This window comes from Fictibacillus phosphorivorans, assembly GCF_023715845.1.
GTDB classification, from domain to species: domain Bacteria; phylum Bacillota; class Bacilli; order Bacillales; family Fictibacillaceae; genus Fictibacillus; species Fictibacillus phosphorivorans_D.
The window spans coordinates 96,548-123,035 of record NZ_JAMBOR010000010.1; the positions used below are offsets into that span (position 1 = coordinate 96,548).

Genomic DNA, 26,488 nt, shown 5'->3' on the forward strand with positions numbered 1-26,488 from the left:
ATACGATGCGATTGCTTCATACGGCTGACTGGCATTTAGGACGCACATTGGAAGGACGCAGCAGGCTTGAAGAACAGCAAGCTTTTTTAGATGAACTCGTCGAGATTGTTTCAAGGGAAAAGATCGATGCCGTCGTTATGGCAGGGGATGTTTTCGATACAGTGAATCCTCCTGCAGCTGCTGAACAGATGTTTTATGAGACGCTTGCTAGGATCAGCCGGAAAGGGGAATGTCCATTTATCGCGATAGCAGGAAACCATGATCATCCAGACAGACTAGCCGCTTCCTTTCCTCTAGCGAAAGAGCTGGGCATCACGCTAGTCGGACTTCCGACTCTGGAGCTGCAGAAGATTCCAATCAGGAGAACGGGAGAGATGCTGGAGATCGCGGCACTCCCGTATCCTTCTGAATCCCGTTTGAAGATGTTATTGAGTGAATCAGCTGAAGAGCTTGACGTACGGACCCAGTATGATGACTGGGTTGACAGTTATTTTAAAGAAATAACATCCAAATTCACACCTGGACGCGTACATCTTGCTATGAGCCATCTCTATGTTGCGGGAAGCAAGGAGTCCGACTCGGAACGTCCTGTACATATCGGCGGTGCTTACACGGTCGCAGCAGAAAGTCTGCCAGCTGCCGCTCAATACGTTGCACTCGGCCATCTGCACAGACCACAAATCGTAAAACGAGCTAAAACAGAAGCGCGTTATTCAGGTTCTCCGCTATCCTACAGTTTTTCGGAGAGCGGACAATCGAAATCTGTAACGATTATCGATGTTGAACCTAATCAAAAGGCAAAAGTGGAAGAGATCCACTTAACCTGCGGCAAACCACTCGTGGCATGGGAAGCCAAGAATGGCATTTCTGAAGTCTTTCAAGGAATCCAGGAAGGGCTTCATCACAATTGCTGGATTGATCTGTCTGTTCATATACAGGATGCTCTTTCAATGGAAGAGATCCAAAGAATTAGAAAAGCGCATGATGGCATTGTTCATATTAAGCCTGTATTCAATGAAGCGTTTAATGAACAGACCAGCGTTTCTACACAAAAGCTTCCGGTAGATGAGCTTTTTACCACATTTTATAAACGTCAAACTGGCGGTGCGATGCCTGACTCAGAACTGATCTCTCTTTTCCTCGATCTTGTAGGGGAAGAAGAAGGAGAGAATGCAGGATGAGACCATTACATTTAAGTGTTGCCGGACTCCAAAGTTTTCGTGAACCACAAACGATTCCTTTCAGTGAACTTTGTTCAGGTGGCGTATTTGGAATTTTCGGACCAACGGGCAGCGGGAAATCTACTATTCTAGATGCCGTTACATTAGCTCTATACGGTAAAGTAGAGCGTGCGGCTGGCGGAACCCATGGCATTATGAATCAGGCTGAGGATAAACTCTCTGTTTCTTTTTCTTTTCAATTAGGCGAAGGGGATAACAAAAGAAACTATACGGTTGAACGCTCTTATAAAAGGACAGGTGAACATACGATCCGGACGAGCACTTCTAGATTAATTGAATCCGTAAATGGTGAATCTGTTGTGCACGCCGACAAAGAACGAGAGGTTACGAGACTAGTTCAAGAACTTTTAGGATTGACGATCGAAGACTTTACTCGAGCAGTCGTATTGCCTCAAGGAAAGTTTGCCGAATTTTTATCGTTAAAAGGTGCTGACAGAAGACAGATGCTTCAGCGTCTTTTCCAGCTAGAAAAATATGGCGATGTCTTAAACCAAAAGCTCAAGAAAAAGTCTGATCAACAAAAGAACCGATTAAATGAAATTGTGGCCGAACAAGCGGGTCTTGGAGATGCTTCAAAAGAAGCTTTGCAAGAAGCTGAAACACAGCTCAAAGAAAAAGAACAAGCGCTGCTTAACATTTCTAAACGTTTAACAACTGAAGAAGAAAAGTATAAGCGGATAAAAGCTTACTGGGAAACACAATCTGAAAATGAAAAACTTCTTTTGAAACAAGAAGAACTGGATTCGAAATGGCCTGACATGGAAAAGCTGAAAGAACTTCATAAGAAGGCAGTGATGGCAGACCGTCTAACTCCGTACGCGGAAGAATGGCTCGGGGCCAACAAATCAAAAAAAGAATTAGGCTTAGAAAAAGAAAAACTTGAACAAAATGCTGAACAATTAAAACAGCTTTTTACAGAACATGAGAAACAGTACGAACAAGCGAAAGAGATAAAAGATAAAAAAGAGCCGGCATTGATAAAAAGACTCAGTGTGCTCGAAGAAGCCTTCGGGTGGGAAAAAGAGCTCCATGAAAAGGAAACCGTGCGAGAGAAGGAGAAGGTAAAACTTTCTAAGATGGAAAGCTCTTATTTGATTGGTAAAAAATCAGAAGAAGCTGCGATCAACTTGCTTGAAAAAGGAAAGAATAAACAAAGTGCCTTGAAAGAAGAATTAACGAAGATTGAGATCAGTCAAAACGAGCGTGCGATGATGCAGTCTGCGCTCTTGCTCTTACAGAGAATGCAAAGCGTGGAAAACGATGAACGAACCCTTCAAAACGAGCTTAAACAAGCAGCGCAAAATCTAGATGAAAGGAAACAAAAGGTAAACCATGTAAAGGGTACGATCAAGACCAGTATAGGAAATCTGAAATCACTATCAACGGATGTTCTAACGATTTATGATGACGTGCAAAATGCGGTGAGAGAAAATGAAAGTCTGTCTGGATTATTGCAGGAAACTCTAAAAAAGGAAAAAGAACATCAGGAAAAATATAAGGTTCATCAGCTGGCGGCACAGCTATCTGTACAGTTAGTCGAGAACGAGCCTTGTTCAGTTTGCGGATCGACAGTCCATCCTTTTCCTTATAAGGAATCTCATGATCTTGAAAATAACGAAGATGCGATCGAATATTTAGAAGCGGCTAAGGTTACCTTGCAAAATAAGCACCATGATCTAACTCATCTTACTGAAGCGCTTGAAAAGTTATCCAATAAAATTTGGTCAAAGATGAATGTGGTAAACGAAGAAACAGCCGCAACTCGTGAGGTTGCTGTAACGGAGAATGTGATGTCCAACCGAACATTCGAGATGGAGAAGCTGAATGATCACTCCATAAAAGTAAAAGGAGCGTACCAAGATCAGCTTTCACTTGAGAACCGTTTTGAAACACTCACATCTCACTTTGACGAAAAGCAGAAAGAGCTCGAGCATCTAATGGTTAACCTTGAGTATGCCGAAAAACAAGTAAAAGACTTACAAGAAAAAGTAGAGCGTAATGAAAAGGTAAAAAAAGAGATTGCGGCCGAGTGGAAAAAAAGCAAAATTCCATTTGAGCAAGAAGACCTTGAAGAAGTGAAAGAGCAGTTTAAAATTCGCGAAACGAGACAGAGTGAAATTCAGGAGAGCCTTAAAGCTGCTGTGGATTTTCTGGAATCACAATCAACCAAAATCGAAAATCTTAAAGAAGAGAACAGAAAGCTTGAATGGTCCATAAAAACGAGTAAGAATCAGCTCGAGATGTTGAACAAAGATATTTCGCAACTTAAAGAAAAACTGTTTAACCGTTTAGGTGATCAACAAGCAAGTGAACAATTTGACACCGCCGAAAAACAGTTGAAAGCCGTTGTGGCAGAATACAAGGGTGCTTTTGAGCAATATGAGCATTCTAGAAAACACTTTTTGGAAGCGGACAAAGCCTTTCATTCCATGCTAAACCGTTTTGAAGATGCTCTTAAGAGAAGTGAGAAAGCTCATATCCAATGGAATAAGAAACTGCAGCAATCCATTTTTAATAGCTATGAAGAATATGCAACGTCTGTTAAAGACGATGATTTACAGAAAAAATGGGAACAAGAGCTGGCGAACTATGATGATCAGTGTAAAGAAGTAAAACTTGCCATTGAAGCAATAAAAACAAAACTTCCTGAACAACCAATAACGGAGGAAGAGAAGCTAAATCAGCAAAAAGCTTTAAAAGAATGCAAGGATGAAGCCGATGCGACAAGGGAAGCTGTTGGCCAGGCAAAACAATACTGGCTTACAGTAGAAAAAAACCATGCTCGATTTAAAGAGCTTGAAGATGAAAAGCAAAAAGTATCAGCTCTTCTCGAACAAATCGGTAAGCTTCAAAGTGTGTTTAGAGGAAACGCTTTTGTAGAATTTATGGCAGAAGAGCAGCTCATCCATGTTACGCGCGATGCTTCTAGCCGGCTTTCTAAGCTAACACGGGGGCGTTATGCGATTGAAGTAGACTCTAACAGTGGTTTTGTGATTCGTGATGATGCAAATGGAGGCATCAAGAGACCTGTTACTTCTTTATCAGGAGGAGAAACATTCTTGACTTCGCTCGCATTAGCACTATCCCTATCTGCACAAATACAGCTAAGAGGGAAGTTTCCGCTGCAATTCTTTTTCCTAGATGAAGGGTTTGGTACGCTGGATCAAGAACTTCTTGATACGGTCGTAACTGCTCTCGAAAAAGTTCAAATGGAGAATTTTGCGATCGGAGTCATATCACACGTACCTGAGTTAAAGGCGAGATTAACGAAACGACTCATTGTCGAACCAGCTGAACATGCAGGGAAAGGAACGAGAGTGAAGTTGGATCAGTTTTAAAAAGAGGGGGCTGACTCAAAAGTGTAAAAACTTTTGGGTCGAGCCCCTTTTTTATTCGATGATTCCGTGTCCGATCACCTCGACATCAACGGATGCAGTGAAATCAATTTTCGGATATTCTTCTTCCCAGTTTAGTCTTTCCCAGACTGGATAATGAAAAGCCATTACTTGTCTGCCGACTCCAAAAGGATCACTGTTCATAGCTTGAAGTTTATCGATCACGGTTTGTGCATCTTTTGTTAGCTTTTTTGACAGCTGTTTTTCGATATTTCTTACCTCAGTAGGTGTTGAAAGGTTATCACTAGGATACTCGGTTATGGTCACTTTCGTTTTTAATTTAATTTTTGCAGAAATTTTACCTTCTGGGGTTACATCAACAAGAAAAGATCGCTTATTCTTTTTTACCTTTATGGTTACATAGTTTAGTCGAGCTGGTTTTTTATTTTTATAGATCTTTTTCGTAGTATTCATGGCGATTTCATGTTTCTTTCCGGTTAGCATCGTATAGGTAACGGATAGAGGTTCTTTAATCTCTCCAACCATTTTTTGTCCACGAAACAAAGCTACTCCTCGAATGTGGATAGTCCTTTTTAATGCTTCCAGATAAGGAAGTGCAAAATCCTGACCCGGATCGAACATGACTGGACAAACGGTCTGTATATTTTCACGTGGTACGGCTGAAGATTCTTCCGCACTGAGAATCGAATCTCTTAGATACTCTCCCAAACCCGCAGCCTTTTTTGTTTCCTCAAATTTCTTACTGATCACATCCGAAGCTTTTCCTTTTGCTACTGCTATCTTCGCATTTAAAGCTGATTTTGGATCGCGGTAAAAAACATCTAAAAGCTGGTAAATGTCTTCTTTTGCAGCATCCTCTCCTAAAATGATGATTTGATTCTTAGAAATATCCAATCGCTCTGATACTTCTCGATCAAGTTTGAACCTGCTCTGCCGGACCGTGGTGCCCGTAGCGGTATAAATTTGGTTTTCGATGCTGTCCTTTCCGGATTCCATTGCATTCGCTTCAGGAACAGAAGCTGTAGTGATAATCTTCCCATCTTTTGTATAATCGAAGCCGCCTGCTGTAATAAGTTTCGTTTTATTCAGTACATTTTGATCCCAGCATCCCGTGAGAAGAAGCAGAACAGATAGAAGAGATAGCTTTTTTTTCATGAAGTGGCTGCTCCTTTCTCTTGTTTTTTCCGCAAAACAGCGATAACCAACAAAACGATAGGAAACACGGCGGACAAAAAAACAGATGTCATGGTGATATATTTGTTCCATGTCATTACTTCTAGTTTATCGTCAGGTATGATAGCGATAACCGCACAGAAGATGGCGATATAGGGGGCTCCTTTTTGATGTTCCTTTAAGCCAAATAATGTTTGTACTCCTTTTGCAGCGATAAAAAGGTAACAAACGAACGAAGTAGCCACTGAGATAATCCACACTGATAGGAAGATTAGATCGGTTCTTTCTATTATCGAAAACGAGAAAGCTTTGAGCATATATAATACAGGTTCTGGAACGATTATGATTTCCTTTGGATTGAAAAAAATATAAGTTGTAAAAACGATAAATCCATATAAAATCGTAATACAAAAGGATGCGAACGAGATGACTTTTATATTTCTTGCTGCTGAAGCGTTTGAATAAGCTAGAAATACGAGTGCTGCGTCAAATCCCAGCAGTGCCACAACGGCATCAGCTGAACTCTTAATAATCGTTAAGATTCCAGTATGCCCTACAGGAAAAAGGTATAGAAGGTGAACATCTGTATAGGCGTACAGGATGAGTATAAACAAAATAATCAAGAGTGGTGTGACAAGAACAAAGAATCTTACAATCTCCCTAGGTGAACTCGTAATGACGTAGTATCCTACTGCCGCCATGATAAAAATGATCACCCAATGCGGAGTTTCAAACAGAATCCACTTTCCTACAATGCTGTTATACATAATCAAAATCAGTATGGATATGAAAGAAAAATGGATTGTATAAATGGCATTGAACACGTAACCTAGTTTCTTTCCCATGATTTTTGGAAGGATTTCATAAATCGTTTGTTTCGGAAATCGATCACATAGTTTCCAGATGGCTAAAACTGAAAATTGAATAAAAATACCTGCCATGAACAACGATATCCATCCGTCGATCTTTGCTTTACTGAATAAGGTATAAGGCAAAGATAATACACCGACACCAATTTGTGTTTGTATAACCAAGAAGAATAGCTGTCTATGTGTAATGGTATGACTATTCATGACTTATCCCACTTTCGTGTATGGTTGCGATTGTCCGGTTTTTGAGTGTTTAGGTCTTGAGGTCGTGTATCTTGTTTCCAGAAAGGAGCACGTAAGAATGTATCTTTTAAGTCCTTAACGTTCAGCGGTGCTATTGGAGCAAAGTAAGGTGATCCAAACGTATAAAGTCTGCACAAATGAAAAAGCAATAACAGAAATCCGAAAACGATTCCCAAAAAACCTAAAGTAGCAGCTGCCACCATGAACGGAAAACGCAGAATACGTACTGCAGCACTCATCTCGTTAGATGGTACGATATATGCGGCAATGGCGGTAACCGCAACGACTATGATCATTAAGTTCGAAACAAGCCCTGCTTTAACAACGGCATCTCCGATTACGAGACCTCCAACGATAGCGATCGTAGAACCGATCCTGGCAGGAAGCCTTATCGAAGCTTCTCGAATGAATTCAATCGTAAGCTCCATGAGAAGTGCCTCGACTAAAGGGGGATAAGGGATATCCTCAAGGGAACTTTTGATCAACAGGATAAGGTCAAACGGTATGACCTCGTAATGGAATGAAACGATTGATATATATATAGCTGGTAAGCCTAAGGCAATAAAAAATCCCATAATACGGATAAAACGAAAGAATGAACTGATATGCCATCTTTTGTTGTAATCATCTACAGATTGATAGAACGTAAAAAAGTTTACAGGCATGATGTGTGCCGTAGGAGAAGTGTCATATAGAAGGGCTACTCTGCCCTCCATTAAGTTGGCAGCCACACGATCAGGACGTTCCGTGTTTAATATTTGCGGAAAGAAACTAAAAGGTTTGTCTTCTATACTTTCTTCCACATTTCCAGGAGCGTAGACGGCATCAGCCTCGATGGACTTAACTCTCTTTTCTACTTCTTTTACAAGTTCAGGATTTGCAATTTGATCCACATAAAGTAATGCTAATTTCATGTGTGACTCCTGACCTAGTAGGAGGTATTTAATCGTTAGTTTTGACGATCTTAATTTTTTTCGCACAAGTGCCAGGTTTGTTGACAAGTTTTCTACAAAGCCATCATGAGCACCGCGAACTATAGATTCATTATCGGGTTCCGTAATATCCCGTTGTGTTTTTACAGGAGTTGATACGGTGTAAAAACAAGTTGTATCTTCAGTGAAAACAAGCGTGTTTGATTGAAGAAGGAACTTTGGAACTTGGTTAAAATCTGTTTCTTGCTTTAAATCAATGCTCGCCATTTTTTTAAAAGACTCGAAGGTAATCTCTTTACCCGTCGTGAATAAAGGGTCTAAAATCATACTTTGCACCAGCTGTTTATCAACAATGGATTCTATATAAAGAAGAGCTATCCGGCTAGTATCAGATGGAAGCTCTACTTCTTGTGTCACTAAATCTTCAGTTGCTGAGAATGGTTCTTTTACTTTTGTTAATAATTCATCTAGATTAAGATTTTGAACGACGGTTGATTTGTTATTTAATCCTTTTTGAATGTCGTGTTCAACTTTTGCTTCTGTTATCAGCTTTTTAGGTTTCTTGAAAAAAGTCATTCGACCTCATCCCGATCTCAGTAGTTTGCGTTAGTTTTTGCGGAACAGAGGCATTTATACGGAGATGTTCCTATTTTTGAAAAAAATGAGTCAGAATTTGTCATTATGAGTAAAAATTTGTGATACGATATAGAGATAAACAGAGAGAGAAGGGGGAGGCCTTATGACAGGAAGAGCTCAATTCATTCCTGCTTTAACGAAGCCTTATACATATTTTTCCTTTTATAAAGAGTGGAAAGAAAAAGAGGGATTCTGGGTGAGGTTCATTGCGATTTTAGCGGTGAGCGGATTTCTTCATGCGTTGTCTTTCTTCGCAGCCTATCCATCTTTTAAATCCATTTCATTTGTAAAAGCAGCAAAACTTTCTGGAGCAGAGCATGAACTTCTGAGGTTCTTTATTTCATTAGCAGGAGGGGCTTGGGGCATTGTCGTAGCGCTACTTTTCCTGCAGGCGGGAACGTTATTTTTATATGCATTCTTCCGAGATATCGGCTACAAGACTCTTTTTTATCTGATAACCGTCGTCTACGTTCTATTTTTGATTGGATTAGCATTCGAGCTGCCGGTTCAATTCGTGTTAGGTGCTGAAGAAGTTGTACAGCCTTTAGGTTTTGGCTTTGCGGGAGTCTTATTCTTTAAGCATGGGTTTTGGCAGGAGTTGTTGAACTTGATCAATGTGTTTAACATATGGGGAGCAGTTGTGATCTACTATGCGTTGAGACAGTTATCCTTTAAAGCAAAAAGCTACTGTTTAGCAGTTACAATCTGTGGCTCTATTTTCTGGTTGGTTTTCTATTCTTTCTATGCTGCTTTAGTCAGCGGACAATTGGTGTAAGGGGGACTGGCATATGAATAAATGGAAGTGGATCGCGGCTGGTATAATGATTGCCCTCTTACTTGTGATGAATGTTTTTATTTTCGATAAAAAAGAGTCTTCAGCCGTTGTTGCACCAAGACTTGAAACGACACTTTCCAAAGAAAGAGATTTTTCAAAAAAACATGAAGTGACAGGAATCACTTATTCCAAAAACACGTTTGATATCTACAAAAAAGATTCATTTGGCTCCATAAAAGAAATCATGGTGAATATAGGTGAAACGGTTTCTGCTGGTCAGACCCTTATTGCATATGAAAATCTTTCGATCGAAAAAGAACTTCGATCGTTAAAAAAAGAAAAAGATATGGCAGATGTACGTGCTGATCATTATTCGAGCGAAATCAGCAAATGGCAAAGTGAACTTTCAAATTTTGATGAAAAACAAGACAGTGCTGAGACGAAAGTCAGACTGCAAGAGCAATTAAGCGATGCAGAACTTCAAAAAGACCTCGCAGAAAATGAAAGTTCAGCACTATCCGATGAGATCAGTGAGTTAGAAAATCGCCTGGATGATCTTTCTGTAAAAAGTCCAGCAGATGGTGTTGTTTCAGAAGTGAACGGCATCCAAGATGAAAAGCCTTTGATAACAATCGTTGGCCAAGGAAACTTTGAAGTAAAGGCTAATGTTAACCAAGAGATCGCAGGTCTTTTAACAACGGGTGATTCTGTGCAGATCGAAGCACCGAATCATAAGGAAAAGGTAAAAGGAACCGTCCAAACCTTTCTGCCGACTAAGGAAAATAATTCGTTTACTTTGACCGTTCTAATAGAGGAAGAAGAAGCATGGGTAGAAGGACAGCCTGCGAAGATCATCATTTCTGAAAAACTAGCAGAAAAAGCGAAAAGTGTTCCTAAAAAAGCCGTTTTGAAAGAGGACGGCAATCAATATGTCTTAGTTATCATAAAGGATAAATTGTATAAAAGAAAAGTTGAAACAGGGATCGAGCAAAACGGATTTGTTCAGATCAAGAAGGGGCTTGAAAAAGACCAAGAAGTCGTATTGAATCCTTCACCAGTATTTGTTTCAGGACAAACTGCGTTAAAAAAGTAGTGCTGTTAGTTAGTCAAGAACATTTGAAAAGAAAAAAGGACGCGGGTTACGCGTCCTTTTTTGCATGTATGATTGACTTTGGTGCTGTGAAGATCTTTGTACTTTGTTGTTTTGGGTCAAACAGAGCAATCAACATATTTGATTTTTCAGGATCTTGTTCAATTTGCTCTGATAACGGATCAATGGCTGTTTCTGTTACAAAAGCATGCTTAAATATATCTTTTTCAGAAAGTGTCGGGAAGCCTTCGATCATTTCCGGTGACTGTGCTAGCAACGCTAAAAGCTTAGATGTTTCTTCTTTATTTTGTGTATGTTCCCACCAAGGTTTCCGAGGCTTGAACTGCTGGCGCTCCAAATAGTCAAGCTTCATCAAGCTTTCCGCTACAGGTAATGCGTGTGGTGCGGATTCTTTTAAGAAAGCGATCAACCGTTTAAAGAGATCTTCCAGCTGATGTCCGATTCTCGACCAGCCTCTTGTTTCCCAAAATGTTCCGAACTCTTGGAAAAAGTCGAATGGTGATTCAAATACATGGTTGATCAAATATTTTACCGTGTGATCCATTCGATGATCATTCCAGTACTTCTCCAAAACATCTTCTACTTGCTTGATACGAATGATTTCGTCAAAGGTTAGGACGTTGTTTCCTAGAATTTCATATGGAGAATGATCCATATAAACGTAATCATGCTTCTCGGCTGTAAGACGAAGTCCTGTGCCACGCAGCATTTTTAGAAATCCTAATTGAACTTCCTCAATTCCAAATGCAAAAACATCGTTAAATGTTTTACGGAACGAGTTGTAATCCTCTTCAGGCAAACCAGCGATCAAGTCAAGATGCTGTACAATCTTTCCGCCGTCTCGCACTGTAGTAACTGTACGTGCTAGTTTATCAAAATTCTGTCTTCGTTGTACCAGCTCGTTTACCGCATCATTTGTTGATTGAACACCGATCTCAAATCGGAATAATCCTTTAGGAGCATGTTCGTTTAAGAAATCAATTACTTCAGGTCTCATGATGTCAGCTGTAATCTCAAACTGGAACACGACGCCTGGTCGGCGATTCTCGATTAAAAAGGCAAACATATCAAGCGCATAATCACGGCGAATATTAAACGTTCGATCGACGAATTTTATAATCTTCGCCCCATTATCCATCAAAAAGATCAGGTCATCCTTCACAAGATCAGGATCAAAATAACGGACACCTACTTCAATGGAAGATAAGCAGAATGCACATGAATATGGACAGCCACGGCTCGTTTCAAAATAAGTGATACGTTTTGAAAGATTGGCCACGTCTTCTTCAAACCGAAATGGAGATGGTACGGTTTTGAGATCAAGTTTTTCACGTGGTCCATTGATTTTCGGTTTGCCTTCTTTTCTGTATGCAAGGCCAGCTACTGCTTCGAACGAACTGTTAGTCTGAATCTCGCTAAGCAAGTGTTTGAAAGTCTCTTCCCCTTCATTCACAACAATAAAATCGACTTCTGGAATACGATCAAGCCAATACGCTACATCATAAGAGACTTCAGGGCCGCCGAGTACGATCTTCGTTTCGGGTTTGATCTTCTTAAACATCTGAATAACCTTGATCGTTTCTTCGATGTTCCATATATAACAGCTGAAACCAAGGACATCAGGCTGCTGGTTGTAGAGATCGGTCACGATATTTAAAGATGGGTCTTTTATTGTGAACTCACGGATCGTTACAGGAAATTCAGGTTCGCTGTAGGCTTTTAGATACCTTAAAGCAAGGCAAGTGTGTATATATTTCGCATTTAATGTACTTAGTACAATTTTCATGATTTCATTCCCTCATTACATATACCCCATTAATGGGTGATTTAGATGACACACTATTTTACCATATTTTTAAAAAGAAGAAAAAACAGTTCTGAATGGGATTAGGAACAGCAAATTTCTTTACGGTACGAAGCTCTGGACTATATAGTAGAACTTATAATCATGAAAGCGCTTATTAAGAGGAGGAAAAGATACGAAATGAAATTTGTTACTGCTGTTCGAGAGGAAGAACGCTTTATAGGAGTAGTGAAAAATGAAGCTGTAATCAATGTGTCGGCACTTGCTGCTTCGGATGGAAAAAAGGTAGCGCGAACATTACTAGAAGGTATTCAGCAAGGGGAAGCGTTCACTTCTGCGGTACATCATCTGATGAATACGGCTAATGCTTCGGAATATACATATCAATTGGAAGAGGTTCAGCTGTTAGCACCAATTCCACGTCCTTCTAAAAATGTTTTCTGTATCGGAAAGAATTATCGTGATCATGCGATTGAGATGGGAAGTGAGGCAGATGTACCTGAAAACATCATGGTATTCTCAAAAGCACCAACAGCAATTATCGGACATGAAGAGGGGATCCCAAGTCATTCGAATATTACGAACCAGTTGGATTATGAGGGAGAACTAGCTGTGGTTATCGGGAAAACAGGTACAGGGATCAATGAGGCTGAAGCTATGGATCATGTGTTCGGCTATACAATCATCAACGATATCACAGCGCGTGACTTGCAGCAGAAGCATAAGCAATTTTTGCTCGGAAAAAGTTTAAATGGCACTTGTCCGATGGGGCCATGGATCGTCCATCATTCTGAGATATCCAACCCAGAGAACCTAATGATTGAAACGAAAGTAAATGGGGAAGTGCGTCAGAAAGGAAATACATCAGATTTTATTTTTGACATACGAACGATGATCACTGAACTATCAAAAGGCATGACCCTTGAAGCAGGGGACATTATCGCAACAGGAACGCTAGCAGGAGTAGGCAAAGGCATGAAGCCGCCAGTTTTCTTGAAAGCCGGGGATACGATTGAAATTACTGTAGAAGGAATCGGGACACTTCGTAATGAAATAGTAGAATGAAGTCGAATTTTACTAGATACATAGAGGAGGAATTCACTTGGAAAAGCTGCTTTATATTAATGGTTCATGGACAGGAAATTCTCTTGAAAAAATAGAGGTGTTTAATCCTGCGAATGGCGAGGTTGTCGGAACTGTGCCATCCTGCGGAAAAGAAGAGACGGATGCAGCGATCGATGCGGCTCATGAAGCTTTTGCGGGTTGGTCCAAACTGACTGCTTACGAGCGGGCTGACTATCTTATGAAACTTCATGATTTGATGATTGAAGAAAAAGAAGAACTCGCAAAACTGATGACGTTAGAGATGGGAAAACCGCTAAAGGAATCTGTAGGTGAAGTGATGTATGCTGCTTCCTTTATGAAATGGTACGCAGAAGAAGGAAAGCGTGTATACGGCAGAACGATCCCTTCAAGCGCTGGAAATAAAAGAATGCAAGTATTGCGTCAGCCGGTTGGAGTAGTAGCTGCGATCACACCGTGGAACTTTCCTGCAGCCATGATTACGAGAAAGCTTGGTCCAGCGCTTGCAGCAGGATGTACATTCATCGTAAAGCCGCCAAAGGAAACCCCTCTTACCGCTATAAAACTAGTAGAGCTTGCACATCAAGCTGGCTTTCCAAAAGGGGTAATCAACCTTGTTACAGGTTCATCCTCAATTATCGGGAAAGCTATTATGGATTCTGAAAAGGTAAGAAAAGTAACATTTACAGGTTCAACAGAAATCGGGAAAAAGCTCATCGAACAAAGTGCAGCGACGGTCAAGAACATATCGATGGAATTAGGCGGTCATGCCCCTGCCGTCGTATTAGATGATGCGGATTTGAAAAAAGCAGTGGCAGGCGTAGTAGCTTCAAAGTTTCGTAATGCAGGACAGACGTGTATCTGCATCAATAGGGTCTATGTTCAAGAAAGCATTTATGATGAATTTGTAGAACAAGTTGCTGCTGAAGCGAAAAAACTGAAAGTGGGCAACGGACTTGAAGAAGGTACAGATATCGGACCGATCATCAATAAAGACGGATACGAAAAAATAGCTGAACATGTGGAGAATGCCGTGAAAGCCGGAGCAGAATGTGTGACAGGCGGAAAAGGAAAAGCAGAGGACGGAGCATACTATTATGAGCCAACTGTGCTGAAAAATGTAACACAAGACATGCTTATCATGAACGAAGAAACGTTTGGACCGGTTATTCCAATTCATAAGATAGGTTCAATAGAAGAAGGGATCAAGCTTGCAAATACAAGCCCATACGGTTTGGCAGCATATGTTTACACGGAAAATATGTCAAAGGGAACACAGCTGATTGAAGGATTGGACTATGGGATCATCGGCTGGAATGATGGGGTACCATCAGCGGCACAAGCTCCATTTGGGGGTATGAAAGAAAGCGGTCTTGGCCGTGAAGGCGGAGTCGAAGGAATGGAAGCTTATCTTGAAACCAAATATGTAAGTTTTGTTTTATAAATCTTTGTTAAGCCGAGGTGATAATAGATGGATTTGGGATTGAAAGGGAAAAATGTACTCGTTCTTGCTTCTAGTAAAGGACTCGGAAAAGCATGTGCGCTCGAGTTTGCCAGAGAAGGCGCCAACGTCATGATTACAAGCAGGGATGAACATCAGCTTTCTCAAACTGCTGAAGAAATCAAAAACGAAACAGGTGCGGATGTTCAATATAAAAAATGTGATATCACGCAGCGTAATGAGATCGATGAACTTGTTGCAGAAACCGTAGAGAAGTTAGGGTGTATTGATGTTTTAGTGAACAACGCCGGAGGTCCGCCAGCTGGGACCTTTAATGACTTTGAAGATGAACACTGGCAAGGAGCGTTCGAACTCACTCTCTTAAGTTTGGTGCGTACCGTCCGTGCGGTGACACCAACTATGAGAAAGAACGGTGGCGGTCGCATCGTAAATATTGCATCATCCTCCTTCAAGCAGCCGATCGATGGGTTGATTTTATCAAACACGTTCCGTACTGCGATTCATGGTTTATCAAAGAGTCTTTCTCAAGAGCTTGGGAAGGATGGTATTTTAATTAATACAATCGGGCCAGGACGAATTGGAACAGATCGAGTAGGTGAGCTTGATCAGATGGCTGCGGAGAAGAAAGGTGTTTCCGCGGAAGAAGTAAAGGAAACCATGGAAAGTGGTATTCCGCTTGGTAGGTATGGGAAGCCTGAAGAATTTGCGAAGACGGTTGTGTTCTTGTGCTCAGGTGCTAATACGTATGTTACAGGGCAGTCTTTGTTGATTGATGGTGGTATGGTGAAAGCTTTGTAAAGTGAAAAGAAGCAGCTTTTGGCTGCTTCTTTATGTTTTTACTCATGAAAGTGGTTGATTTCCGCTTCAGGCACTCCCTTTCCGAGGGGCAGGCGGTGAGTCTTTCTTAAAAGGGTCTCACCTGACCTTGTTAGTCAGCTTTCTTAGTATGATTAAACGGAAAGTACGTTTTTGATGCGTTCGATCGCCCAGTCTAGGTCTTCTTGAGAGATGATTAGAGGTGGGGCGAAGCGAATTACGTTTTCGTGTGTTTCTTTACATAGCAGTCCTTGCTCTTTTAATTTTTCGCAGTAAGAACGAGCGGGTTCGTTTAGCTCTACACCGATAAATAATCCTTTTCCACGGACTTCTTTGATCGCGGGGTTATCAATCTTCTTCAGTTCGTTTAAGAAATACTCACCAAGCTTTAATGAGCGGTCAACTAAGTTTTCTTCAACTAGTACTTCGAGTGAAGCGACAGAAACGGCGCAAGAAAGTGGATTTCCTCCGAATGTTGATCCATGTGAACCTGGGTTGAATACACCTAGGATGTCGCGGTTTGCTGCTACACAAGAGATCGGCATGACACCTCCGCCTAATGCTTTTCCTAAGATATACATATCAGGCTGAACGTCTTCCCAGTCGCAAGCAAACATTTTTCCAGATCGGCCAAGGCCTGATTGAATTTCGTCAGCGACAAAAAGAACATTCTCAGATTTACATACTTCAAGTGCTTCTTTTAGGAATCCTTCACGCGGGATTACGATTCCAGCTTCACCTTGGATCGGTTCTAAAACAAAAGCAGCCGTGTTAGGTGTAATCGCTGACTTTAGTGCTTCTAGATCTCCGTAAGGAATCACTTTAATTCCTGGGAGCATTGGGCCAAATCCACGCTGATAATCAGGGTCTGAACTCATGGATACAGCAGTCATCGTACGTCCGTGGAAGTTGCCTTCACACACGATGATTTCTGCTTGGTTATCAGCAACGCCTTTCACATCATATGCCCAGCGGCGTACGGCTTTAATGGCGGTTTCAACAGCTTCAGCACCAGTGTTCATAGGAAGAACCATGTCTTTTTTCGTTAGGGATGATACTTTTTCATAGAAATCACCGAGCTGATCATTGTGGAATGCTCGAGAAGTAAGTGTTACTCTGTCCGCTTGGTCTTTTAGCGCCTGGATGATTTTAGGATGGCGGTGTCCTTGGTTTACCGCAGAGTATGCACTTAGCATATCCATATAACGGTTTCCTTCAGGATCGGTTACCCACGCACCTTCCGCTTTTGAAATAACGATCGGCAGCGGATGATAGTTCTGTGCACCATATTGCTCCGTTTTTGAAATGACAGTTTCTGTGTTCTTCGTCTGTGTCTGTTTCATAGAAACACCTCTATTCTGCAAGTTTTCTCACAGTGCTATTATACCAGTGAAAGTGCTTTCTTTACAGAGGTAACTCATTTAGTTGTCTTGTTAGGCGGGCTTCGTGTTATATTAATATGGAGAATTATACATAGGAGGATATATTTATGATTCATGTACATGTGACATCTTGGTTTTTGGGTCTCATTTTGTTCTTTGTAACGTATATGCTATACAAAAAGAACGCTGGAAAAAAATCTAAAATTTTTCATATGATCCTGCGCGTTTTGTTTTTAGCCATCCTAGCTACAGGAGGCCATCTGCTTGCTGGTTATATTACTGACCCAGGAATAGTTAATAAAGGTCCACTCATTATTAAAGGGACGTTAGGCTTAATCATGGTTGGGCTGATGGAAATCATTCTGGTTCAACGTAAACGCGGAGAAGGCCGTTTAATGAACTGGGTGTTTTTCTGGATTACACTGGTTTTAGTATTATTCTACGGTTATATCGTGATAGGTTAATAAATGCTAGAGAATCGTCTGATCGTACGTATATCAGGCGATTTTTTTAATGGTAAAAATAACCCTCAATAGTCCTGTTAATATATTGAACGTTCCACCGATATTAATAATGGCCTTATGCCCGATTTACAAGGATTGTTCTTTTAGCAGATGAGGTGTATTCATGAGAACCATCAAAGAACGAGAAAGATTAGAATTAGATATAGAAATTAGTTCTAAAATGACAAAGAAGCCACAAAAAATAGATGACTTTTTAGCGATGTCTCATTTAGTTCAAGAAAGTGCGAAAGAAATGGAGCAGCTGAACCATACACTTCTTGAGTCTGAACAGCGATATAAATCACTTTTTGAACACAACCCGGATATGATCTATTCCATGGATATGAATGGATATATAACAAGTGTGAATCCCGCCCTTATAGAGACTTTAGGGTTCTCTGAGACCGATATGCTTCAAGCTCATGCATTGCATTTTGTTTGTAAAAAAGATCATAAACGTGTGGTTGAACATTTTCGGCTCGCCATTCATGACAAACCGCAAACTTTTGTTACAAGCATCAAGAAAAAAGACGGCAGTGAAATTGTCTGCAGCATTACAAACATCCCGATCGTTGTAAACCAGGCTGTTGTCGGTGTTTACGGGATTAGCAAAAACATAACATGGCAAAAGAATGCAGAAAAAAAGATTGAAAGACTGGCTTTTCATGACTCGCTAACGGGTTTACCGAATCGAAGTCTATTTGAGAAGAGACTTCGTGAGTTAGTAGCGGAGAACCAGCTCACTAAAAATAAATTAGCTGTTATGTTTATTGATATCGATCATTTTAAAATAATAAATGAAAGCTTAGGTCACCATATCGGTGATGTGGTACTAAAGCATGTCAGCAAGCAGCTTAGGCAGACGATAAAGAGGGATGATCTTTTATGCCGTTTTGCAGGAGATGTTTTCACGCTTATTCTTCCGACGTTAGATAAGCTAGGAGAAGTGATCGATACGGCAAACAGAATTACAGAGGTCTTAAATATGCCAATTTATTTAGATGGACAGGAGTATACGGTCAGCACATCGATCGGAATCAGTATCTATCCAGATGATAGTCTAGATGCAAAGATACTTATTAAAAACGCTGATATTGCTCTGCATAAGGCGAAAGAAAAAGGACGGGGCAAACGAGAGTTTTTTACGGGTGAAATGAACGCTTTTACATTGGAACGCCTTAAACTTGAGGGGTATTTACGAAAAGCAATCCAAAAGAGAGAATTTCAGCCTTACTTCCAACCCCAGCTTTGTATGAAGACAGAGAGAATTATAGGTTTCGAGGCCTTGATACGCTGGAACCACCCTGAACTTGGCCTTGTTTCACCCATGCAGTTTGTTCCACTTGCAGAAGAGATCGGACTGATCGATGATATAGGAAGATTTATTCTCTTTGAATCTTGTAAACAACTGAAACATTGGCACGATGAAGGTGCACACCATCTATCGATATCTGTAAATGTTTCAGGAAGGCAGTTTCAGAGATTGTCTTTCGTTTATGAAGTAAAAGAAGCGCTTCAAACCACTGGTATACCTGCTGAGTGTCTTCACCTCGAGCTTACCGAAAGCACGATGATCCAGAACGTACAATATAGCATGAGTATTATGCAGGAACTACGGGAACTCGGTGTAAGGTTATCGATCGATGACTTTGGCACCGGCTATAGTTCACTTAGCTACTTAAAAGATTTTCCCGTTGACTCATTAAAAATCGATCAAAGCTTTATCCGTCATTTGAGTGATGACTTCTTTAATTCAAGTGATGCTGCCATCATTAAGGCGATCATCATGATGTGTGAAGGATTGTCGCTTACAACCGTGGCAGAGGGTGTGGAGACATATGAACAACTGAAGCTTCTTCAGGAATACGGATGTCACCATGCACAGGGTTATATCATCAGTAAACCAATGCCTGCAGATGAAGCGGCTATGTTTTTAAGAGAATGTTACAAAAACAGCACGAGCCTATAAAAGGCGTGCTGTTTTTAAAACCATTTCATTATTTTTTCTTTTCATAGTACATAAACGCAAGGGCACCGATTAAGATTGCTCCTTTTACGATATCTTGTGCATAGTACGGAACGTTAAGCATTGTCAGGCCATTTAATAGTATCCCAATTAGCACAGCACCGAAAAAGGTGCCGATCACATTTGGTTTTCCAGCACCGAATACGGAAAAACCGATAAAAGCAGCCGCCACTCCGTCCATTAATAGAGGAGCACCTGCAGAAACTTGACCAGTTCCAATTCTAGCTGCGAGAACGATGCCTGCAAGAGTTGCGAAGAAAGCTGATAAAAGATAGGCATACATTTTATAACGCTGAACAGGAACACCGGAAAGTCTTGCAGCTTCCTCATTTCCTCCCGTAATGTATAACAATCTGCCGAAACGTGATTGCTGAAGAATAAAATGAACCACAATAACGGCGATAAGCATAATAATTACAGGTACGGGGACAGAAAAGATCTCTCCTTGCCCTATGAATAGAAACGAAGGAAGAAATACACCAGGTGCTGTTCCGCCTTCTCCTAAAGGCATGTTGTTATAAATCGAATATCCTTTTGTAAATGTCAGGTGCAATCCATTGATAATATACATAACAGCAAGTGTTGCAAGTAGATCTGGAAGTTTAACTTTAACAACAAAAAAGGAGTTTAATAGACCGATAATAAGTCCGATTGCGATCGGGATCAATATGGCTACGATTGTTTCCTGCCGATAAAGAACGAGAGCTGCTGCACTTGTAACGGTTGCCAGGCTGGCAGTGGAACCAACGGAAAGGTCGAAACCTCCAACGATTAACGAGATCGTTACACCAATCGCTAACAGGGTGATGATCGATACAGAACGCAGAATGTCTGTAAAGTTTTGATAGCTTAAGAATTTATCGTTTGCAAGACTAAAAGAAATAATCGTTAAAAGAATAACGAGTAATGTGCCATACCGATATAAAAAGGGAAACACTTTCTCTTGAAATTGAAAGGGTGCTCCTTTAACGTTGTCTTTTATAGTTTCTTTATGAACGTACTGTGCCATAATGACCTCCTGTAGCAAAATGCATAATTTTTTCCATGGTTGCTTCTTCTTTCGTAAGTTCACCGGCAATCTTGCCGTCATACATCACAAGAATCCTGTCACAAAAGGCAAGCAGTTCTTGAAACTCACTTGTAAAATAAAGAATGCCTTTACTTTTATCCGCCAAATCCTTCATACACTGAAAAACATCCTGCTTTGCACCGACATCGATACCTTTTGTCGGTTCGTCTAATATAAAAACATCACCATCGTTGAGCAGCCATTTTCCAATCGCTGCTTTTTGCTGATTTCCTCCACTCAAATGATTTAACAGAAGGGAAGGGGATTCCGTTTTAATACCAAGTTGTTTAATCCAGCGTTCTGCTTCTTTCTTTTCTTGTTCTTTCTGGATCAGTCCGAACTTAGTAAATTGGTTAAGAACAGGGAGTGTCAAGTTCTCGATAACGTTATAATCGACGAGGACTCCTTCTTTTCGCCGTTCTTCTGGCACGAACCCGATACCAGATGCGATGGCTTTTTGAGGACTTGTGATTTTCACTTTATTACCGTTCATTATGATTGGATCAGGTGAAGGATCGGCTCCAAAAAAAGCTCTTGCCGTTTCTGTCTTACCTGCCCCAACAAGTCCTGCTATGCCTACGATCTCCCCTTGTTTTACAGAAAGTGAAATCTTTTCATTGGTTGCTGGTACGGTGAATTCTTTTACTTCAAAAAGTGTTTTGCCTAGCACTCGTTTTTCTTCGTCATTCAAAAGTTCAACGAGGTCATTGCCGAGCATCGCTTGAACGATCCGTTTTGTAGATGAAGAATCGGTATCTTCATGCAAGGTAACATAACCGTCTTTAAGTACCGTTATCTTTGTTGATAAGGTCAACACTTCTGGTAATCGGTGTGAGATATAGATGATTCCCACACCATCTTTTTGCAGCTCTCGCAGGACTGTAAACAGGTGATCGGCTTCTTTCTTACTGAGTGCAGCTGTCGGTTCGTCCAAAATGATAAAAGAAATATCGCTGGAAAGTGCCTTAGCAATAAGTACGAGCTGTTTTTGTGCAAGAGAGCAATGTGAAAGAGGGAAGGTTGGATCTATATGGAGACCTACGCGCCGCAAGAGTTCTTTTGCCTTTTTGTTACGTTTGTTCCAGGAGAAGAACGATGTTCCGCTTATAAATGAATTCATCGTGACATTCTCAGCTATGCTTAATGAGGACACTAGTGCCGTATCCACTTCCTGTACAACCATTTCAATACCTGCGAGTTTTGCATCTGCAGGAGTTTTAAAGAATTGTTCTTTTTCGTCTATAGTAATTGTTCCGCTGTCACGTTCGTAATCACCTGATAAGATCTTCATTAAGGTGCTTTTTCCCGCTCCATTGGCACCTAAAAGGGCATGGACTTCACCGCTTGAAACGCCAAAGTCCACTCCTTTTAACACAGATTGATCTCCAAAAGATTTCGTAATATTTGATAAGGAAAGTTTGGCCATTATTGATTCGCCTTCTTTAATTTTTTCATCCAAGGTGAGGTGCCGGCATCAGATTTACCCCATCCCTCAACATACTTACCGATATCACCCATGGATACTTTTGTTTGGGGAAGATCTTCTTTTTCCACAAGATGTGGCTGTACACTGTAGACTTCTGGTGTTTCTTCACCTGCGACTTTTTGGTAAAGAAAGCGGACTTGTAGCTTGCCGACATCAGCGGGGTCTGTTGCAGCTGTGGCAGTCCAAGGACTGTTTCCTTCTTGCATTAATTGAAGGTCTTCATCACTTAAGTCAATGCCGTATACTTTTATTTCATCACGTCCAGCTTGCTGAATCGCCCGTGTTACACCTTTTGCAAACTCATCCCATGGTGCAAATACTGCGTCAATGTCACCTTTATTCGGATATTTTTGCAGAAGTGCTTCCATCTGAGATTGTGTATCAAGTGTTGTATTTTGACCCGCATTTCCGAACCGTGCGATTTCTTTGATTTCAGGATAACGTTTCTTAAAGGCTTCATACATCGTGTTTCTTCGTTCCATTGGAGTAAATCCACCAACCCACACATATACGATCTCCCCTTTTCCGTTAAGATCCTGTGCCATTGTTCGGAGTGTACTCCATGCAAGGCTATAGTCATCTTGATCAATAACCGTTACCCCAGGTATGTTGATGTCGCTGTCGAATGCTACAACAGGAATTCCTTTAGCTATTGCTTTCTTTACGCTTGGCGCGATAGCATCAGCACGGCCGTGGTCGATTAAGATGCCATCGACCTGCTGGTTAATCGCTGTTTCCACGTATGCCGCCATTTTTGAGAGGTCATTATCAGCATTATAGATTTGTACTTCACCGCCAAATTCCTCTACTTGCTTCTTTACGCCGCTAATATATTGAGAAGAGAAGGTACCGATCGAAAATTGATTGATCGAAGCAATCTTTAGCGGTTTTTGAAGAGCTTTTGGAACTTCACTCGATAAGTTGGTTTTATTTCCGGAAGGAGATTTAGATTCATTAGCAGAAGCTGGCTTCGTTTCTGTTTTACTGGATAAGGCATCTTGTTCATTTGTGCATCCTGATAGAATGATAGATGCCGTAATCACTGCAGTTGCAAGTACTTTAATCGATTTCACTTACTTTTCCTCCTTAAGCTCCGATAATGAATCCTTATAATTTCCGTGTAAGATCCCTTTTTCCGTGATAATGGCTGATATGTATTCAGCGGGTGTTACGTCAAAAGCGGGGTTAAACACTTTAATGCCTTCAGGTGCGATACGTACACCATTTATGTGAGTTACTTCCTCTTCAGGACGTTCCTCGATCGGAATATCTTCACCGCTTGCTGTTCCTAGATCTAAAGTAGACAAAGGGCAGGCAACATAAAAAGGTATTCCCAGTGCTTTAGCTTGGAGAGCTAGACCGTATGTTCCGATTTTGTTCGCTGTATCTCCGTTCGCAGCCACTCGGTCACAACCAACGATGACAGCTTTGATATTCTTTGTTTTTAATGTGTGTGCCGCCATATTATCTGTTATCAGCGTTACATCGATATCATTTGCCTGCAGTTCCCATGCAGTTAGCCGAGATCCTTGGAGAACGGGGCGTGTTTCGTTTGCGTACACCGAGAGATTTACCCCTCTTTCTTTTGCAAGATGAAAGGGAGCAAGTGCTGTTCCGTACTTACTCGTTGCAATCGCTCCAGCATTACAGATTGTCATGACGGCATCACCGTCTTGTAGAAGAGAAAGAGCATATTCACCGATCTTCCGGCAAATCTCTTCATCTTCTGTCTGAATACGGATGGCTTCTTGCTCTATCTTTTGTTTTGCGTCTTCTACGGAAATGGCCGTATGAGCGGCGCGAACAACTCTGTCCAGTGCCCAAAATAAGTTAACAGCTGTCGGACGGGAAGACGCGAGATAATCTCGCTGAATTTGCAGTTTAGATAAAAATGCCTGGAGATTGTCTTCTTTTTCACTATTGCTCCAAAGTACAAGGCCAAAAGCAGCCGTGATCCCTATGGCAGGTGCACCGCGCACTTTAAGTTTTGAAATAGCATCCCATACATGTCCTATGCTTGTTACATTTAAGTACACGGTATGATGGGGGAGCTGCTGTTGATCTAAGATGAGAAGATGGTCTTTTCGGTATCGAACTGAAGAGACCCATTTACCTGCTACCGTCATTCTCTATGCACCTCGAATCCATTCTGTTAATTGAGTAATACTCGTAAATTTTCTTTGATTTTTTATGAGACAACTTCCTAGTTCCAGTGCTTTCTTCTTATAAAAAAGTTCAATATCTTTCTGTTTAATAGAATCAAGGTCAGCGACATGTGCAAGACCAATCGTTCTTCGAATCACTTCACAGCCAGCAAAGCCGATGGCTTCCTGAAAGGTGTACTGAAGGAAATTCTCTAGAACGCCTTCTGTTTTTGCAAAAGGATCTGATGACTTTTCGTGCCATAGTTCCTTAAACGTTTTTCTATAGGTCTCCCAAGTCTTCTCAATCGTTTGAAGCAGGTACGACTGAACAGATTCACGATGGAACGGCTCTCTTGCATGTACGTTTTGTGAAAGGTGATTAAGGATCAGGTTCGCAAAAAAATGAGCAAGATCAAAACCAGCTGGACCATAGAAAGCGAACTCAGGATCAATGACTTTTGTCGAGTCCGATTTTACAAAAACACTACCTGTATGAAGATCACCATGAAGCAGAATCTCAGCTCTCGTTAAGAAGGAGAAGCGAAGTTGAGCGACTTCACGAAGTAACGGTTGATCTGTCCAAATTTTTTCAACTTCCTTTTGCAGCTCAGAAGGAAAATCGTTCGTATCATGGTTGAAAAAGGGATCCGTAAATACCAAGTCTTCTGTAATCTTGCAAAGTTCAGGGTTAGAAAACTTTTTCACCCGATCTTTTTTTTCAAAAGGGTGAAGGTAAAAATCACTGGAATAAAAAGCGGTGTTTGCAGCAAATGTACCGATATCTTCCGCAAGCTGCGGGTATGTATTTCCTTCTATCAGCCCTTTACGCAAAATCACATGATCTGATAAGTCTTCCATTACGGTTACTGCCAACTGTGGATCAGAGTAATACACCTTTGGCACGAGGTGCGGTACAGATTCTGCTTCCTGTACTAAAGCATCGCTTTCAATTCTGGCTCTGTCCAAAGTAAGCGGCCAGCTTTCTCCGACAACTTTTGCATAAGGAAGTGCCTGCTTTACGATAAGTGCTTGTTTCGTATGAGGATCTTGTATACGAAAAACAAGATTTAAGTTTCCATCACCAATCTCTTGAACAACCAGCTCGTTAGAAGACGCTGTTTCAAAGAAATTTAAAGGTTTGATCACATCAAGTACAGTCTGTTCGTTTAAAGGTTCATATGCTAGTTTTACTTGTACGCTCATTTGTAGTCCCCCCGGAATTTTAATAAAATAAAAGAGCCTCTTTTCATTTAGAAAAGAGGCCCGGAAAGACAGTTGTCCCGTGCCTCTTATCTTAGCAAAACAATGTTGTCTTGCTGGAATTAGCACCGTGCCTTACGCTGATTCAATCAGAATTCAGCGGCTCCCAAATCTTTCGGGCGCCCCATTTCACAATGGTATTACGGTCGGTTGCTGGGTTTCATCGGGCCATATCCCTCCACCTGCTCTTGATAAGAGACCTTTTATTCAGTTCGTAAAAGCGAAACAATATTCGCACAATTCTTAATGGTTATACTACAATGTTTATAAACAAGTTGTCAAACCTTTTTTAGAGATAGCTTTTTTGTGAGCTTGTTAAATTCGGCCACTTAGTAAAGATCCACACGGCGGTCATTGAAAACAGGGACCTTTGTGCGCACTTCATCTACTAATCCAGGAGAGATCTCAGCGGAAAGGATTTCTTCTTCTGATACGGAAGCTTCTGCTACAATATCTCCCCATGGATCGATGATTAAAGATTGACCAGCAAAAGTATTGTTTGGATCGCTTCCAATCCGATTACAAGCTACAACATAGCATTGATTCTCTATAGCCCGGGCAATCAAAAGAGCTCTCCAGTGGGTCTCTCGCTGTATAGGCCATTGAGCAGGGACAAATAAAATTTTTGCCCCTTTTACAAAAGGTTTACGGATCCATTCAGGAAATCGAATATCGTAGCAGATCGCAGCTGAAGCCGGTATGTTATCTACTTCGAATGTGGAGCTCTCTTTACCGGGAGCGATATATTTTTCTTCTTCCATCAGCGTAATAAGGTGTGCCTTTGAGTAGGTTCCAATATGCTCGCCGTTTCTGTTAAAACTCAGCATGGTGTTATAAACGTCATGATCTTTTCGAAACGCAACAGATCCGCCAACAATGTTTAACTTAAATTCTTTTGCAAGGGAACTTAGCCACTTTTTTGCTCTTTCTCCGTTCTTATCACTGATCTCATCTAAGCGGGACAGATCATAGCCTGTATCCCAAAGTTCAGGAAGAACAATGGTATCAGGATTTTGAAGACGAACGGCCTCTCGAATTTTTTTTTCGATGTGCGTTATATTTTTCTCGGGATTTCCAAATTGAACATCCACTTGTATACATACGATTTTCACAAAAC

20 protein-coding genes and 1 riboswitch are annotated in these 26,488 nt (G+C 41.0%); of the genes, 9 read left to right on the forward strand and 11 right to left on the reverse strand.

Annotated features, from left to right (window positions below):
• The first annotated feature begins 5 nt into the window (after positions 1–5).
• Together M3206_RS09640 and M3206_RS09645 are read left to right on the forward strand one after the other, a co-directional pair.
• A complete protein-coding gene (locus M3206_RS09640) occupies positions 6–1,181 on the forward strand; it encodes an exonuclease SbcCD subunit D (protein WP_251312309.1) in 1,176 nt (391 codons plus the stop codon).
• Entirely contained in the window at positions 1,178–4,579 is a 3,402-nt protein-coding gene (locus tag M3206_RS09645) for an SbcC/MukB-like Walker B domain-containing protein (RefSeq protein ID WP_251312310.1), read from the forward strand. The genes M3206_RS09640 and M3206_RS09645 overlap by 4 nt, the downstream gene beginning before the upstream one ends.
• 51 nt (positions 4,580–4,630) lie before the next feature.
• Here M3206_RS09645 and M3206_RS09650 read toward each other — a convergent pair whose 3' ends face one another.
• The 3 genes from M3206_RS09650 to M3206_RS09660 are packed head-to-tail and all read right to left on the reverse strand — an operon-like array spanning position 4,631 to position 8,390.
• Positions 4,631–5,752: a Ger(x)C family spore germination protein gene (locus M3206_RS09650; RefSeq protein WP_251312311.1), complete on the reverse strand. Its 1,122-nt coding sequence runs from the start codon at positions 5,750–5,752 to the stop codon at positions 4,631–4,633.
• Complete coding sequence (locus tag M3206_RS09655) at positions 5,749–6,843, reverse strand: GerAB/ArcD/ProY family transporter (protein WP_251312312.1); 1,095 nt, start codon at positions 6,841–6,843, stop codon at positions 5,749–5,751. The genes M3206_RS09650 and M3206_RS09655 overlap by 4 nt, the downstream gene beginning before the upstream one ends.
• Complete coding sequence (locus M3206_RS09660) at positions 6,840–8,390, reverse strand: spore germination protein (RefSeq protein WP_251312313.1); 1,551 nt, start codon at positions 8,388–8,390, stop codon at positions 6,840–6,842. Before M3206_RS09660 ends, M3206_RS09655 begins: the two co-directional genes overlap by 4 nt.
• Positions 8,391–8,553: 163 nt before the next feature.
• Here M3206_RS09660 and M3206_RS09665 point away from each other — a divergent pair, with 163 nt between their 5' ends.
• The gene (locus M3206_RS09665) at positions 8,554–9,225 is read left to right on the forward strand and encodes a hypothetical protein (RefSeq protein ID WP_251312314.1); all 672 of its coding nucleotides are present in this window, start codon (positions 8,554–8,556) and stop codon (positions 9,223–9,225) included.
• A 13-nt stretch (positions 9,226–9,238) separates the two neighbouring features.
• Complete coding sequence (locus M3206_RS09670) at positions 9,239–10,318, forward strand: efflux RND transporter periplasmic adaptor subunit (protein ID WP_251312315.1); 1,080 nt, start codon at positions 9,239–9,241, stop codon at positions 10,316–10,318.
• 46 nt (positions 10,319–10,364) lie between these two features.
• Here M3206_RS09670 and M3206_RS09675 read toward each other — a convergent pair whose 3' ends face one another.
• Positions 10,365–12,122, reverse strand: coding sequence for a B12-binding domain-containing radical SAM protein (locus tag M3206_RS09675; protein ID WP_251312316.1), 1,758 nt, complete (start codon positions 12,120–12,122; stop codon positions 10,365–10,367).
• A gap of 198 nt (positions 12,123–12,320) precedes the next feature.
• Between M3206_RS09675 and M3206_RS09680 the strand changes: the two genes are divergently transcribed.
• From M3206_RS09680 to M3206_RS09690, 3 genes are read left to right on the forward strand one after another with little or no spacing between them, the layout of a single operon-like run.
• The gene (locus M3206_RS09680) at positions 12,321–13,205 is read left to right on the forward strand and encodes a fumarylacetoacetate hydrolase family protein (RefSeq protein WP_251312317.1); all 885 of its coding nucleotides are present in this window, start codon (positions 12,321–12,323) and stop codon (positions 13,203–13,205) included.
• A gap of 37 nt (positions 13,206–13,242) precedes the next feature.
• Positions 13,243–14,667: an NAD-dependent succinate-semialdehyde dehydrogenase gene (locus M3206_RS09685; RefSeq protein WP_251312318.1), complete on the forward strand. Its 1,425-nt coding sequence runs from the start codon at positions 13,243–13,245 to the stop codon at positions 14,665–14,667.
• 27 nt (positions 14,668–14,694) lie between these two features.
• Complete coding sequence (locus M3206_RS09690) at positions 14,695–15,483, forward strand: SDR family oxidoreductase (protein ID WP_251312319.1); 789 nt, start codon at positions 14,695–14,697, stop codon at positions 15,481–15,483.
• 152 nt (positions 15,484–15,635) lie between these two features.
• On the opposite strand, the gene M3206_RS09695 is transcribed toward M3206_RS09690, so the two are convergent.
• Positions 15,636–16,844, reverse strand: a complete 1,209-nt coding sequence (locus M3206_RS09695; protein WP_251312320.1) for an ornithine--oxo-acid transaminase — start codon at positions 16,842–16,844, stop codon at positions 15,636–15,638.
• Between the two features lie 146 nt (positions 16,845–16,990).
• Here M3206_RS09695 and M3206_RS09700 point away from each other — a divergent pair, with 146 nt between their 5' ends.
• Together M3206_RS09700 and M3206_RS09705 are read left to right on the forward strand one after the other, a co-directional pair.
• Positions 16,991–17,347, forward strand: a complete 357-nt coding sequence (locus M3206_RS09700; RefSeq protein ID WP_251312321.1) for a DUF1516 family protein — start codon at positions 16,991–16,993, stop codon at positions 17,345–17,347.
• 163 nt (positions 17,348–17,510) lie between these two features.
• Positions 17,511–19,355, forward strand: coding sequence for a sensor domain-containing protein (locus M3206_RS09705; RefSeq protein ID WP_251312322.1), 1,845 nt, complete (start codon positions 17,511–17,513; stop codon positions 19,353–19,355).
• A 28-nt stretch (positions 19,356–19,383) separates the two neighbouring features.
• Here the strand turns inward: M3206_RS09705 and M3206_RS09710 are convergent, their stop codons facing one another.
• The 6 genes from M3206_RS09710 to M3206_RS09735 all read right to left on the reverse strand — a co-directional run bounded on the left by M3206_RS09710 (position 19,384) and on the right by M3206_RS09735 (position 26,483).
• Positions 19,384–20,424, reverse strand: coding sequence for an ABC transporter permease (locus M3206_RS09710; protein WP_425590723.1), 1,041 nt, complete (start codon positions 20,422–20,424; stop codon positions 19,384–19,386).
• Positions 20,402–21,907, reverse strand: a complete 1,506-nt coding sequence (locus M3206_RS09715; RefSeq protein ID WP_251312324.1) for a sugar ABC transporter ATP-binding protein — start codon at positions 21,905–21,907, stop codon at positions 20,402–20,404. Before M3206_RS09715 ends, M3206_RS09710 begins: the two co-directional genes overlap by 23 nt.
• Complete coding sequence (locus tag M3206_RS09720; protein ID WP_251312325.1) at positions 21,907–23,040, reverse strand: sugar ABC transporter substrate-binding protein; 1,134 nt, start codon at positions 23,038–23,040, stop codon at positions 21,907–21,909. The genes M3206_RS09715 and M3206_RS09720 overlap by 1 nt, the downstream gene beginning before the upstream one ends.
• Positions 23,041–24,093: an S-methyl-5-thioribose-1-phosphate isomerase gene (mtnA, locus tag M3206_RS09725; RefSeq protein ID WP_251312326.1), complete on the reverse strand. Its 1,053-nt coding sequence runs from the start codon at positions 24,091–24,093 to the stop codon at positions 23,041–23,043. It lies immediately after the preceding gene.
• 3 nt (positions 24,094–24,096) lie between these two features.
• Entirely contained in the window at positions 24,097–25,314 is a 1,218-nt protein-coding gene (gene mtnK, locus M3206_RS09730) for an S-methyl-5-thioribose kinase (protein ID WP_251312327.1), read from the reverse strand.
• 83 nt (positions 25,315–25,397) lie between these two features.
• Positions 25,398–25,569: riboswitch (SAM riboswitch) on the reverse strand.
• A 131-nt stretch (positions 25,570–25,700) separates the two neighbouring features.
• A complete protein-coding gene (locus M3206_RS09735) occupies positions 25,701–26,483 on the reverse strand; it encodes a carbon-nitrogen family hydrolase (protein ID WP_251312328.1) in 783 nt (260 codons plus the stop codon).
• Positions 26,484–26,488 lie beyond the last annotated feature (5 nt).

Coding starts and splice junctions, on each gene's coding strand:
- M3206_RS09640 (WP_251312309.1), top strand. CDS start 6: ATGCGATTGCTTCATACGGCTGACTGGCATTTAGGACGCACATTGGAA.
- M3206_RS09645 (WP_251312310.1), top strand. CDS start 1,178: ATGAGACCATTACATTTAAGTGTTGCCGGACTCCAAAGTTTTCGTGAA.
- M3206_RS09650 (WP_251312311.1), bottom strand. CDS start 5,752: ATGAAAAAAAAGCTATCTCTTCTATCTGTTCTGCTTCTTCTCACGGGA.
- M3206_RS09655 (WP_251312312.1), bottom strand. CDS start 6,843: ATGAATAGTCATACCATTACACATAGACAGCTATTCTTCTTGGTTATA.
- M3206_RS09660 (WP_251312313.1), bottom strand. CDS start 8,390: ATGACTTTTTTCAAGAAACCTAAAAAGCTGATAACAGAAGCAAAAGTT.
- M3206_RS09665 (WP_251312314.1), top strand. CDS start 8,554: ATGACAGGAAGAGCTCAATTCATTCCTGCTTTAACGAAGCCTTATACA.
- M3206_RS09670 (WP_251312315.1), top strand. CDS start 9,239: ATGAATAAATGGAAGTGGATCGCGGCTGGTATAATGATTGCCCTCTTA.
- M3206_RS09675 (WP_251312316.1), bottom strand. CDS start 12,122: ATGAAAATTGTACTAAGTACATTAAATGCGAAATATATACACACTTGC.
- M3206_RS09680 (WP_251312317.1), top strand. CDS start 12,321: ATGAAATTTGTTACTGCTGTTCGAGAGGAAGAACGCTTTATAGGAGTA.
- M3206_RS09690 (WP_251312319.1), top strand. CDS start 14,695: ATGGATTTGGGATTGAAAGGGAAAAATGTACTCGTTCTTGCTTCTAGT.
- M3206_RS09695 (WP_251312320.1), bottom strand. CDS start 16,844: ATGAAACAGACACAGACGAAGAACACAGAAACTGTCATTTCAAAAACG.
- M3206_RS09700 (WP_251312321.1), top strand. CDS start 16,991: ATGATTCATGTACATGTGACATCTTGGTTTTTGGGTCTCATTTTGTTC.
- M3206_RS09705 (WP_251312322.1), top strand. CDS start 17,511: ATGAGAACCATCAAAGAACGAGAAAGATTAGAATTAGATATAGAAATT.
- M3206_RS09715 (WP_251312324.1), bottom strand. CDS start 21,907: ATGGCCAAACTTTCCTTATCAAATATTACGAAATCTTTTGGAGATCAA.
- mtnA (WP_251312326.1), bottom strand. CDS start 24,093: ATGACGGTAGCAGGTAAATGGGTCTCTTCAGTTCGATACCGAAAAGAC.
- mtnK (WP_251312327.1), bottom strand. CDS start 25,314: ATGAGCGTACAAGTAAAACTAGCATATGAACCTTTAAACGAACAGACT.